Source organism: Streptomyces prasinopilosus (genome assembly GCF_001419695.1).
Taxonomy (GTDB): domain Bacteria; phylum Actinomycetota; class Actinomycetes; order Streptomycetales; family Streptomycetaceae; genus Streptomyces; species Streptomyces prasinopilosus.
This window is the reverse complement of record NZ_LIRG01000422.1, coordinates 1-11572: the sequence shown is the minus strand read 5'-3', so window position 1 is coordinate 11572 and position 11572 is coordinate 1. Positions and strand designations below refer to the sequence as shown.

General features: G+C 72.5%; 10 protein-coding genes and 1 pseudogene. 6 read left to right on the top strand and 5 right to left on the bottom strand.

Features of this window, described 5'->3' with window-relative positions:
* Window positions 1-114: 114 nt before the first annotated feature.
* Window positions 115-1125, bottom strand: coding sequence for an aldo/keto reductase (locus AOK18_RS18240; protein ID WP_055695073.1), 1011 nt, complete (start codon window positions 1123-1125; stop codon window positions 115-117).
* 363 nt (window positions 1126-1488) lie between these two features.
* Between AOK18_RS18240 and AOK18_RS18235 the strand changes: the two genes are divergently transcribed.
* The 6 genes and pseudogenes from AOK18_RS18235 (at window position 1489) to AOK18_RS18210 (ending at window position 7467) form a co-directional block, all read left to right on the top strand.
* A complete protein-coding gene (locus tag AOK18_RS18235; protein WP_055695072.1) occupies window positions 1489-2034 on the top strand; it encodes a pyridoxamine 5'-phosphate oxidase family protein in 546 nt (181 codons plus the stop codon).
* Between the two features lie 435 nt (window positions 2035-2469).
* Window positions 2470-3498 carry an N-acetyl-gamma-glutamyl-phosphate reductase gene (gene argC, locus AOK18_RS18230; protein WP_055695071.1) on the top strand — a complete coding sequence of 343 codons (1029 nt, stop codon included), beginning with the start codon at window positions 2470-2472 and terminating at the stop codon, window positions 3496-3498.
* Window positions 3495-4646 (top strand): bifunctional glutamate N-acetyltransferase/amino-acid acetyltransferase ArgJ, encoded by a 1152-nt coding sequence (argJ, locus tag AOK18_RS18225; protein ID WP_055572375.1) that lies wholly within the window; start codon window positions 3495-3497, stop codon window positions 4644-4646. Before argC ends, argJ begins: the two co-directional genes overlap by 4 nt.
* Window positions 4643-5530 (top strand): annotated as a pseudogene (gene argB / locus AOK18_RS18220) (acetylglutamate kinase); the annotation flags it as partial. The gene argJ and the pseudogene argB, both read left to right, overlap by 4 nt.
* Window positions 5531-5634: 104 nt before the next feature.
* Window positions 5635-6843 (top strand): acetylornithine transaminase, encoded by a 1209-nt coding sequence (locus AOK18_RS18215; RefSeq protein WP_055695070.1) that lies wholly within the window; start codon window positions 5635-5637, stop codon window positions 6841-6843.
* A gap of 78 nt (window positions 6844-6921) precedes the next feature.
* Entirely contained in the window at window positions 6922-7467 is a 546-nt protein-coding gene (locus AOK18_RS18210; RefSeq protein ID WP_055572377.1) for an arginine repressor, read from the top strand.
* 81 nt (window positions 7468-7548) lie between these two features.
* Here AOK18_RS18210 and AOK18_RS18205 read toward each other — a convergent pair whose 3' ends face one another.
* From AOK18_RS18205 to AOK18_RS18190, 4 genes are all read right to left on the bottom strand, one after another.
* The gene (locus AOK18_RS18205; protein ID WP_055572378.1) at window positions 7549-8286 is read right to left on the bottom strand and encodes an FAD:protein FMN transferase; all 738 of its coding nucleotides are present in this window, start codon (window positions 8284-8286) and stop codon (window positions 7549-7551) included.
* Window positions 8287-8341: 55 nt separating this feature from the next.
* Window positions 8342-9154, bottom strand: a complete 813-nt coding sequence (locus AOK18_RS18200) for an FMN-binding protein (RefSeq protein WP_055695069.1) — start codon at window positions 9152-9154, stop codon at window positions 8342-8344.
* A 39-nt stretch (window positions 9155-9193) separates the two neighbouring features.
* Window positions 9194-10576: a ferredoxin reductase family protein gene (locus AOK18_RS18195; protein ID WP_055695068.1), complete on the bottom strand. Its 1383-nt coding sequence runs from the start codon at window positions 10574-10576 to the stop codon at window positions 9194-9196.
* 97 nt (window positions 10577-10673) lie between these two features.
* Entirely contained in the window at window positions 10674-11312 is a 639-nt protein-coding gene (locus AOK18_RS18190) for a pyridoxamine 5'-phosphate oxidase family protein (RefSeq protein WP_055573667.1), read from the bottom strand.
* Window positions 11313-11572 lie beyond the last annotated feature (260 nt).

Below are 11572 nucleotides of genomic sequence, written 5' to 3'. Positions count from 1 at the left end.
CCGATGAGGCTCCAGACCTCGTCGGGCGAGGCGGGGACGACACGGCTGACGGAAGTCGAGGCCATGGTTCTTTCTCCTGGATTCCGTTGCTGGTGCGGGGGGGGGTGCCGGGGATCAGGCGCCGTCGGGCAGCGGGGCGGCCGGGCTGACCAGGCCGGCGGCGCGCAGGTCCGTCCAGAACGCGGCCGGGACGGTCTCGTTCAGGGCGGCGACGTCCTCGGCGATGCGGCTGGGACGGGTGGCACCGGGGATGACGGCGGCGGTCGCCGGGTGGGCGAGGGAGAACTGCAGCGCGGCCGCCTTGATGCTGACGCCGTGCTGGTCGGCGAAGGCCTTGAGCCTGCCGACACGCTCGGTGATCTCCGGCGGGGCCTGCCGGTACTCGAAGTGGGTGCCGCCGGCGAGGACGCCGGAGCTGTAGGGACCGCCGACGACCATGTCGACGTCCTGTTCCCGGGCCAGGGGCAGCAGCCGCTGCAGGGCGTGCTCGTGGTCGAGGAGGGTGTAGCGCCCGGCGAGCAGGAAGCCGTCGGGCTTGGGCTCGTCCAGCGCCAGGGTCGTCTCGATCGGCTCGGTGCGGTTGACGCCCAGGCCCCAGGCCCTGATGACGCCCTCGTCCCGCAGGCGGGACAGGACGCGGAAGGCGCCGGTGCGGGCCTCCTCGAACTTCTGGAGCCACGCGTCGCCGTGGAAGTCCTGGGCGATGTCGTGGACCCAGACGATGTCGAAGCGGTCGACGCCCATCCGGCGGAGACTGCCCTCGATGGAGCGCTCGGTGGCGTCGGCGGTCCACTCGTGGAGGACCTTGTGGGGGTTGCCGTGCTCGAAGAGGCCGCCCTTCTCGCCGAAGTCGGGGACGTCGGTCTCCGGCTCGTCGAGGATGACCCGGCCGACCTTGGTGGACAGCACGTAGGAATCGCGGGGCTTGGCCGAGAGCACCCGGCCCAGGCGCTCCTCGGCGAGGCCGGCGCCGTAGAAGGGGGCGGTGTCGTAGTAGCGGATGCCCTGGTCCCAGGCGGCCTCGACGGTGGCGCGGGCGTCCTCGTCGGGGATCGCGCGGAACATGTTGCCCAGCGGGGCGGTGCCGAAGCCGAGACGGCCGGGGAGGATTTCCTTCAGGGACATGGATGACGCCTTTTCGATCGATGTCTCGGTGGGGGTGAGGCTTGAGGGGGCGGGTGCCTCCCGGTGCGGCGGCTCGCCCGAAGGGGGCCGGCACCGGGGTGGGAGGACACCCGCCGGAGCGGTAGGGGCGGCCACATTTAAATGCAGAAGCGCTCTACCTGTTAAGACAATAATTGCAGACGCGGGCTAACGCAAGCGGGTGCTGCCCGCCGCACCGGGCGGAGCGGACAGGGTGCGGGGGGGGCGTGCATCGCCCCCGCGGACGCGACGGGCGCGCGAGCCGTTTCGGGCGGGGCGGCGGCCGTGATGCCCCGCCGGGCCGGGCTGCGTAGCCTTCGTCACAAGAGGAGGAAGGAGTTCCGCATGACGCCGAGGCAGCCCGTGACCGAGCTCGACGCCCGCTACAGCTCCGCGCTCAACCCCCGTCCGGGTGCGGAGGACGTCACCGCCACCGACTGGGCCGAGGTCCAGCGCCGGCTGCGGGCCGCCGAGGTCTTCTGGATCACCACGGTCCGGCCGGACGGACGGCTGCACGTCACGCCGCTGATCGCCGCCTGGCACGACGGGGCGCTGCACTTCAGCACCGGGCCGGGCGAGCAGAAGGCGAAGAACCTGGCCGGAAACGCCCACTGCGCACTCACCACGGGGCACGGCTCGCTCTCCGAAGGCCTCGACATCGTGATCGAGGGAACGGCGGAGCGGGTGACGGATCCGGCGCGGCAGGACGAGGTCATCGCCGCGTTCGAGGCGCAGTACGGGGACCACATCACCTCGCCGGAGGGGACCTTCCACGGCTTCGGCGACCACATCCGCAGGGGCGACGACCTGCTGTTCGCGGTGGCCCCCGGCACGGCGTACGGCTTCGGGCACGACGGCGGGGTGTTCAGCCACACCCGCTACACCTTCTAGTGGCCCGGTTCGCATCGTCGGCCGAGTGATCGACATGCTGCCCGGTGGACGGCATCCTTCTCTTCCCGTGGATGAAGTGCGGGAGTGATCCTGTCGACCTCGGAACGCAAGGGCAGCGCGCGCGACTCCTGGCACGGCTTCTCGACGCCTTCGGCGAGGCCTTCCCCCGCCGGAGACGTCGCTCCGCGAGATCGCCGCCCGGACCGAGACCGGCCACGCCCTGTTGCGATACCGCTCCGGGTCACTCCCGGGTGTCCTGGCCGCCCTGCTCTGGGCGCAGCGAGCCCGAGACGACGAGGCGCTCCCGGAGGCCACCCGGCGTGCTCGAGGGGCGACTGTCGCGCCCGGTCGCGCCCGGCACGAGCCGGCTGCCCGGTCCGCATTGCATAAAACTGCGGCTGTACGTATAGTCATGCCGTCAAGGAGGAGGTTTCCGTGAGCGTACGAGTAGCTGTGGCCGGGGCCAGTGGATATGCGGGCGGGGAGCTCCTGAGGCTGCTGCTCGCGCACCCAGGAGTGGAGATCGGCGCGCTGACCGGGAACTCCAACGCCGGGCAGCGGCTCGGGAGCCTGCAGCCGCACCTGGCGCCGCTCGCCGAGCGGGTGCTCGAGCCGACCACCGCCGAGGTGCTCGCCGGGCACGACGTCGTCTTCCTCGCGCTGCCGCACGGACAGTCCGCCGCCGTCGCCGAGCGGCTCGGGCCGGAGGTGCTCGTCGTCGACATGGGCGCCGACCACCGGCTCGCCGACGCCACCGACTGGGAGACGTTCTACGGTTCCCCGCACGCCGGCACCTGGCCCTACGGCCTGCCCGAACTGCCGGGCGGCCGCGCCGCGCTGGAGGGGTCCAAGCGCATCGCGGTGCCCGGTTGCTACCCGACCGCCGTCTCGCTCGCCCTGTTCCCGGCGTACACGGCGGGCCTCGCCGCACCGGAGGCGGTGATCGTCGCCGCCTCCGGCACCTCCGGCGCGGGCAAGGCGGCCAAGCCGCACCTGCTGGGCAGCGAGGTCATGGGGTCGATGTCGCCGTACGGCGTCGGCGGCACCCACCGGCACACCCCCGAGATGATCCAGAACCTCAGCGCGGCGGCGGGGGAGCGGGTCTGCGTCTCCTTCACGCCGACGCTCGCACCGATGCCCCGCGGCATCCTCGCCACCTGTACCGCGAAGGCCCGGCCCGGCGTCACCGCCGAGGCCGTCCGGGCCGCCTACGAGAAGGCGTTCGCCGACGAACCCTTCGTCCGCCTCCTCCCCGAGGGCCAGTGGCCCGCGACGGCGTCCGTCCACGGTTCCAACGCCGTTCAGATCCAGGTCGCGTACGACGGGGCCGCGGGGCGGATCATCGCGATCAGCGCCATCGACAACCTCACCAAGGGCACCGCGGGCGGCGCTCTGCAGAGCATGAACATCGCCCTCGGGCTCGACGAGTCCACCGGACTGACGACGATCGGAGTCGCGCCGTGAGTGTGACGGCAGCAAAGGGATTCACGGCGGCGGGCATCGCCGCCGGGATCAAGGAGAACGGCAACCCCGACCTGGCCCTCGTGGTCAACAACGGACCGCGCCGCGCCGCCGCGGGCGTCTTCACCTCCAACCGCGTCAAGGCCGCGCCCGTGCTCTGGTCCGAGCAGGTGCTGAAGAGCGGACAGGTCGCCGCCGTCGTCCTCAACTCCGGCGGCGCCAACGCCTGCACGGGACCGAAGGGCTTCCAGGACACCCACACCACCGCCGAGAAGGCCGCCGAGGTGCTCGGGACCGGGGCGGGCGAGATCGCCGTCTGCTCCACCGGGCTCATCGGGGTCACCCTGCCCATGGACAAGCTGCTCCCGGGAATCGAGACGGCCGCGGACCGGCTGTCCGAGCACGGCGGCGAGAAGGCCGCCATCGCCATCAAGACCACGGACAGCGTGCACAAGACCGCTGTGGTGACCAAGGACGGCTGGACCGTCGGCGGCATGGCCAAGGGCGCCGGCATGCTCGCCCCCGGCCTCGCCACCATGCTGGTCGTCCTCACCACCGACGCCGACGTCGAGGCCGGGGAGCTGGACCGGGCCCTGCGCGCCGCGACCCGCGTCACCTTCGACCGCGTCGACTCCGACGGCTGCATGTCCACCAACGACACCGTGCTCCTGCTCGCCTCCGGAGCCGCCGGCGTCACCCCCGCCCCCGAGGAGTTCGCCGACGCCGTGCGCGCCGTCTGCGACGACCTCGGCCAGCAGCTCATCCGGGACGCCGAGGGCGCCAGCAAGGACATCAGGGTCGAGGTGGTGGGCGCCGCGACCGAGGACGACGCCGTCGAGGTGGGCCGCTCCATCGCCCGCAACAACCTCCTCAAGTGCGCCATCCACGGCGAGGACCCCAACTGGGGCCGGGTGCTGTCCGCGATCGGCACCACGAAGGCCGCCTTCGAACCCGACGAACTCGACGTCGCCATCAACGGCGTCTGGGTGTGCAAGAACGGCGGCGTCGGCGAGGACCGCGACAAGGTCGACATGCGCTACCGCGAGGTCCACATCGTCGCCGACCTGGGCGCCGGGGACGCGACCGCCACCATCTGGACCAACGACCTCACCGCCGACTACGTCCACGAGAACAGCGCGTACTCCTCATGACCGCCACCCGCAAGCACACCGCCCTGCCCAAGGCGCAGATCCTCATCGAGGCACTGCCCTGGCTGACCCGGCACCACGGGAAGACCGTCGTCATCAAGTTCGGCGGCAACGCCATGGTGAACGAGGAACTGAAGAACGCCTTCGCCCAGGACGTGGTCTTCCTGCGGCACGCCGGCCTCAAGCCGGTCGTCGTGCACGGCGGCGGCCCGCAGATCAGCGCCGCGCTCGACCGGCACGGCATCGTCAGCGAGTTCAAGGCCGGCCTCAGGGTGACCACCGAGGACGCCATGGACGTCGTACGGATGGTGCTGGCCGGACAGGTGCAGCGCGAACTGGTCGGGCTGCTCAACCGGCACGGGCCCTTCGCCGTCGGCCTCACCGGCGAGGACGCGCACACCCTCACCGCGACCCGCCACCGGCCCGAGATCGACGGCGAGCCCGTCGACATCGGACGGGTCGGGGAGATCACCGAGATCGACACCGGGGCCATCGAGGCCCTGCTCGCCGACGGCCGCATACCGGTCGTCTCGTCCATCGCCCGGAGCCAGGACGACCATCATGTCTACAACGTCAATGCTGATACGGCGGCTGCGGCACTCGCTGCTGCTCTGGACGCCGAGACCCTCATGGTCCTCACCGACGTCGAAGGCCTCTACGAGGACTGGCCGAACTCCGACGAGGTGATCAGCCGCCTCACCGCCTCCCAGCTCGAGAAGCTCCTGCCGGAGCTGTCCTCGGGCATGGTGCCGAAGATGGAGGGCTGCCTGCACGCCGTGCGCAACGGCGTGACCACCGCCCGCGTCATCGACGGCCGGGTCCAGCACTCGATCCTGCTGGAGATCTTCACCGACGAGGGCATCGGCACCATGGTCGTGCCCGATGAACCCGACGGGACCGACGGCGGCCACGACCCCTCCGAGGCCGAGACCGACACCGTGGCCGCAGCCGTGGCCGCACAGGACCGGACACCGCACGCACAGGGGGAGTCGTGAGCAACGAGGAACTGAGCACGCGGTGGCGGGGCGCGCTCATGGACAACTACGGCACGCCGAAGCTGTCCCTGGCCGGCGGCGCGGGCACCACCGTCCGCGACGCCGACGGCAAGGAGTACACCGACCTCGTCGGCGGGATCGCCGTCAACGCGCTCGGCCACGCCCACCCGGCCGTCGTCGAGGCCGTCAGCCGGCAGATCGCCTCCCTGGGCCACGTCTCCAACCTGTACGTCGCCGAACCGCCCGTCGCGCTCGCCGAACGGCTCCTGCGGCTCTTCGGCCGGGACGGCCGGGTGTACTTCTGCAACTCGGGCGCCGAGGCCAACGAGGCCGCGTTCAAGATCGGACGGCTGACCGGCCGGACCCACATGGTCGCCACCGACGGCGGCTTCCACGGCCGCACCATGGGCGCCCTCGCACTGACCGGCCAGCCGGGCAAGCGGGAGCCGTTCGCACCGCTGCCCGGGGACGTCACCCACGTCCCCTACGGCGACGCGCAGGCCCTGGCCGCCGCGGTCACCGCGGACACGGCGCTGGTCGTCATCGAGCCGATCCAGGGCGAGAACGGGGTCGTGGTGCCCCCGCCCGGCTACCTGAAGGCCGCCCGCGCCATCACGGCCGCCACCGGCGCGCTGCTCGTCCTGGACGAGGTGCAGACCGGCGTCGGCCGCACCGGCAACTGGTTCGAGTACCAGGCCCACGAAGGCGTCCTGCCCGACGTCGTCACCCTCGCCAAGGGGCTCGGCGGCGGGCTGCCGATCGGCGCGACCGTCGCCTTCGGCCGAGCCGCCGAACTGCTGCGCCCCGGCCAGCACGGCACGACCTTCGGGGGCAACCCGGTCGCCTGCGCCGCCGGACTCGCCGTCCTCGACACCATCGAGAACGAAGGACTGCTCGAGAACGTCAAGCGGCAGGGCGAACGGCTCCGCGACGGGATCGAGAACCTCGGCAGTCCGCTGATCAGCCATGTCCGGGGCGCCGGCCTCCTCCTGGGTATCGTGCTCACCGAACCGCTCGCGCCCCGGGTGCAACAGGCGGCTCAGGACGCCGGTTTCCTGGTGAACGCGCCCGCCCCCGATGTCGTACGGCTCATGCCGCCGCTGATCCTCGGGGACGACGCGGTGGACGCCTTCCTCGGGGCGCTGCCCGGCATCCTGGACGCCGCCGGCCGGGCCGCGGACGGGGAAGAGGGAGCCGGACGGTGAGCCGGACCACGCACCGGGGCGGGAAGCGCACCACGAGCCGGGGAACGCCCCAGAGGACGACCGGAGAATGAGACGACGATGACGACGAGCCACGATCAGGACCACGGACAGCCTGCCGGGCCTGCCGTACCGCAGACCCGCACCGCACGCCACCGCCGGATCGTGGACATCCTCAACCGGCAGCCGGTGCGTTCGCAGAGCCAGCTGGCGAAGCTGCTCGCCGACCACGGGCTGACCGTCACCCAGGCGACGCTCTCCCGGGACCTGGACGAGCTGAACGCGGTGAAGATCCGCGACACCGACGGCGACCTCATCTACGCGGTGCCGAGCGAGGGCGGCTTCCGCACCCCGCGCGCACCGCTGGGGGAGTCCGCCAAGGAGGAGCGGATGCGGCGGCTCTCCCAGGAGCTGCTGATCTCCGCCGAGGCGTCCGCCAACCTCGTCGTCCTGCGCACCCCGCCCGGCGCCGCCCAGTTCCTGGCCTCGGCGATCGACCAGGCCGAACTGCACGACATCCTGGGGACCATCGCCGGCGACGACACCCTCATGCTGATCAGCCGCGATCCGGCGGGCGGGCAGGCGCTGGCCGAGCACATGCTGAGGCTGGCGCAGAACGGGAACTGAGCGCACCGGGAACCGGAGGGGGCCGCGCCTGCCCGCGGCCCCCGCACGGACGGCCTCGGCGTCCCCGGCACCGGCCGGTGATCACCCCAGCCGGGACGCCAGGCCCCCCGTGCAGCGCACCTCGTCGCCCGCGGTGATCAGCAGCGCCTCCACGCCGGGCAGCGTCTCCAGCCACGCGAGCCCCTCCCGGGACCCCATCGCGAAGGCGGCCGTGGCCCAGCAGTCGGCCCAGGTCAGCCGGGGCGCCACCACCGTCACCGCGACCAGGTCGGTCACGGCGGGGCGGCCGGTGCGCGGGTCGACGATGTGATCGCCGCGCTCGGCGGTGCCCGAGGTGGCGACGGCCAGCTCGTCGGCGCCGGCGGCGGAGACGACGGCCGCCAGACCGCCCGGACGGAGCGGGTCCGACACCCCCACCCGCCACGGCCGCCCGGCGCCCGGCGTCCCCAGCAGCTGCACGTCACCGCCGCCGTTGAGACTCACGCCGACCGCTCCGGCCTCCGCGAGCCGTCGCGCGGCCCGCTCGACGGCCCAGCCCTTGACGATGCCGGTCGGGTCGAGCCGGCCCCGGTAGCGGGTGCTGAACCAGCCCCCGCTCACCCGTTCCGCCTCCGCGGCCAGCTCCAGCACCTCGGCGACCTCGGGGTCGCACTCCCCGACCGTCAGCTCGCCGCGCGCCAGCCGCGAGATCTGCGAGTCGTCCCGGTAGGTGCTGAACACCTCGTCGACGCGGCGCAGCCCGGCGATCGCGTCCTCCAGCGCCGCCTGCACGGCGGCCGGTCGCCCGCCGCGGACGTCGAAGGAGAAGACGGTCCCCATCGTCTCCTCCGTACGGCGCACCGCGGCGGGAGCCTGTGCGGACTCCGCCACCGTCTCAGCCACCGGCCTTGTCCAGAGCGGACTGCAGCGACTTCTTGTACCCGGCACTGGTGTACGTGGCCCCCGACACGGCGTCGACGTCCGCGCCGCCGGTCTTCACGACGGCCTGGTTGAGCCTCGGGACGGACTGGTTGGTGACCCGGTCGCTCTGGCCGCCCTTGGGCGCCTGCACGGCCTCCGCCCTGGTGATCTTCCCGCCCTCGACGGTGATCCGGACCTGCACCGCCCCGTAGTCCGTCCGCACCGCGTCCCCGGTGACCGTGCCGTCCTCGAGGGAGGCCGGGGCGCTCCCCCCGCCTCCGCCCGGCCCGCTCCCGGCGGAACCGTCCCCGGTGGAGCCGCCGCCGCTCTCGGCGGCTTGGGCGGCCTTCGCCTTGTCCAGGGCGGACTGCAGCGACTTCTTGTACCCGGCACTGGTGTACGTGGCCCCCGACACCGCGTCGATCTCGCTGCTCTGCGCGGCGACGGCGGCCTGGTTGAGCCTGGGCACGGCGGCCGCGTTGATCTGGTCGCTCTGGCCGCCCTTGGGGGACTGGACGGCCTCGGCCTTGGTGATCTTCCCGCCGCTCACCGTCAGGCGCACCTGCACCGCGCCGTACTGGGTGTCGGCCGCGTCACCGGTGACGGTGCCGTTCGCGATGACCTGGGCGCCGCCCTGCGGGGACTGCGCGGCCGCGGGCGGGACCACGCCGGCCGCGTCCGCGGGGCCCTGGTCGGAACCGGGCTTCAGCGTCAGCAGCAGCACGATCCCGGAGACGGTGGCGGCGGTGGCCAGCACGGCACGCCGGACGGGATGACTCTTCCTCATCGTTCCTCAGGCTCCTGATGGGTGTGGATGACCCGTCGCTCACATCTCGAACGACTCGTGGTGGATACGGCGGGCGGGGACCCCGGCGCCGCGCAGTGCGTCGTAGACCGACTGGGCGAACCCGGGCGGACCGCACATGAAGACGTCGTGGTCGCCGATGTCGGGGATCTTGCGGCGCAGGCTGTCCGCGGAGATGTCGGGACGCTCCCCGCCGGGGCTGTTCACCGCGTACATCAGGCGGGCGCCGCGCTCGTCGGCGATCTTGGCCAGCTCGCCCCACAGGGCCAGGTCCTGGGTGGTGTTCGCCCGGTAGAGCAGGGTGATGTCGCCGGAGGCGCCGGGCAGCGTCTCGAACAGGGCCCGCATCGGCGTGATGCCCACGCCGCCGGCGACCAGCAGCACCTTGCCGCGGCTGCGGCGCTGGGCGGTCAGCGCCCCGTAGGGGCCCTCCGCCCACACCCGGGTGCCGGGCTCCAGCTCGCGCAGCCGGGAGGTGTGGTCGCCGATCGCCTTCACCGTGATCCGCAGCAGGCCGGGGCGGGGAGCCGCCGACAGCGAGTACGGGTGGGAGCTGAACCGCATCCCCGGGGCCAGGAACCGCCAGCGGAAGAACTGGCCCGCCTCGGCGCCGATCCGGTGCAGCCTGCGCCCGCCGATCAGCACCGACACGATGCCCGGCGTCTCCTCGATGACCGCCTCGACCCGCATCCGGTGTCGCAGGTTCAGGCGGATCGGGGTGATCACCCGGTACCAGAGGACCAGTGCGGTGACGACGCCGTAGAGCCCGTACCAGAAGGTCTTCGCGGACGGCTCCACGGCGAACTCGTTGCCGGTGGTGATCTGGTGCCAGAACGTCAGGTACATCGCCGCGTACGTCAGCAGGTGCACGTGGTACCAGGTGTCGTACGGCAGCCGGCGGCGGACCGGGCCGATCGAGAGGAAGGCGATCACGAACAGCAGGCCCGTGCCGACGGCGGCCTTGCCCATGTCCGGCAGCTGCTCGACCGAGGTGATCGTCTGCTGGACGATGTCGCCGAGGGTCTTGCCCGCCTGGAGGGCGTAGCCCCACATGATGAGGAAGACGTGGGCGATGACCAGGCTGACGGTGTACCGCCCGCTCATCGCGTGCCAGCGGGCGACCCGGTCCGAGCCCACCCGGCGTTCCAGCGCGGGCACCCGGGCCATCTGCAGCACCACGAGGGCCATCAGGTAACCGGCCAGGAGACCGGTGATGCGGCCCGCGGCGATGATCCGGCCGGTGGTGTCCGAGATGGACGGTGTGTTGTCCCACCACAGCCACAGCACGGCCACCGCGCCCGCCCCCACGGCGAGCAGCAGGGGCACGGCGGGGGAGCGGCGCGGACGGATGCGGCGCATCGTCTGGCGGCGGGCGGCACGTCCGCCTGCGAGCGTGGTGGTCACGGTTCCTCCGGGGACTTGACCCTTGGACCACACATACGTGCCGTGACACGGGAGCGTTCAGCGGTGTCCGGAGGCGGGACGGACTTTCGCCGCCGGCCTACGGCACGTCCGGGACCGCGGCCTCCGAAGACGCCGGACGCCGCGGGGCCGGGGACGGTGACGGGGGAAGCGGCAGGGGCAGCCCGGGGAGGCCGTCGAGGCTCGCCGCGATGTGGTCCTTCTTGGTGAAGTACGCGTCCAGCGAGGCGTCGTCCTCGCGCGCGAACCGCTTCCCGTGCAGGTCGCGGTCCGCCTCGTACGCCATGAAGGGGACGGCGTAGCCGCAGCTGTCGCGGATGAGGTCTGCGGACACGACGACGATCGCGCGCAGGCCGTGGGCCGTCGGGTCGATGCCGGGGAAACGGGCGAGCAGCTCCGAGAAGCGCGGGTCGTCCCGGAAGACGGGCTCACCGCGGCCGTGCACGCGCACGACGGTGGGCGGTCCCTGGAAGGCGCACCACATCAGGGTGATGCGGCCGTTCTCCCGCAGGTGGGCGATGGTCTCGGCGGTGGAACCGGCGAAGTCGAGGTAGGCCACGGTGAGTTCGTCGAGGACCGCGAAGGACCCGGTGAGGCCCTTGGGGGAGAGGTTGACCGTGCCGTCGGCGGACAGGGGTGCGGTGGCGGTGAAGAAGACCGGCTGCGCCTCGATGAACGTGCGCAGGCGGCCGTCTATGCGTTCATAGGTCTTTCCCATGTCCACCGATTATGGGGGCAGTTCGTTCGACCGTCTAAGGATATTCGCTGCCGGTGCGGGTTCCGGCGGAGCCGGGGACCTGTCCGTGGCCGCCCCGGCCGGCGTGTCGCGGGGCGGCCACGGCGCCTGTCACGTCACTTCGTGAGCGTGCAGGCGGCCAGGGAGTCCAGTCCGGCGGGGCGTTCGGCGGTGCGGCCGATGGCGGTGGCGATGCGGTTGATGGCGGCGACGCGCTTGTCCTGCAGGGGGCCGAGGATGGC

Coding starts and splice junctions, on each gene's coding strand:
- AOK18_RS18235 (WP_055695072.1), top strand. CDS start 1,489: ATGACGCCGAGGCAGCCCGTGACCGAGCTCGACGCCCGCTACAGCTCC.
- AOK18_RS18190 (WP_055573667.1), bottom strand. CDS start 11,312: ATGGGAAAGACCTATGAACGCATAGACGGCCGCCTGCGCACGTTCATC.
- AOK18_RS18200 (WP_055695069.1), bottom strand. CDS start 9,154: ATGAGGAAGAGTCATCCCGTCCGGCGTGCCGTGCTGGCCACCGCCGCC.
- AOK18_RS18210 (WP_055572377.1), top strand. CDS start 6,922: ATGACGACGAGCCACGATCAGGACCACGGACAGCCTGCCGGGCCTGCC.
- AOK18_RS18205 (WP_055572378.1), bottom strand. CDS start 8,286: ATGGGGACCGTCTTCTCCTTCGACGTCCGCGGCGGGCGACCGGCCGCC.
- AOK18_RS18240 (WP_055695073.1), bottom strand. CDS start 1,125: ATGTCCCTGAAGGAAATCCTCCCCGGCCGTCTCGGCTTCGGCACCGCC.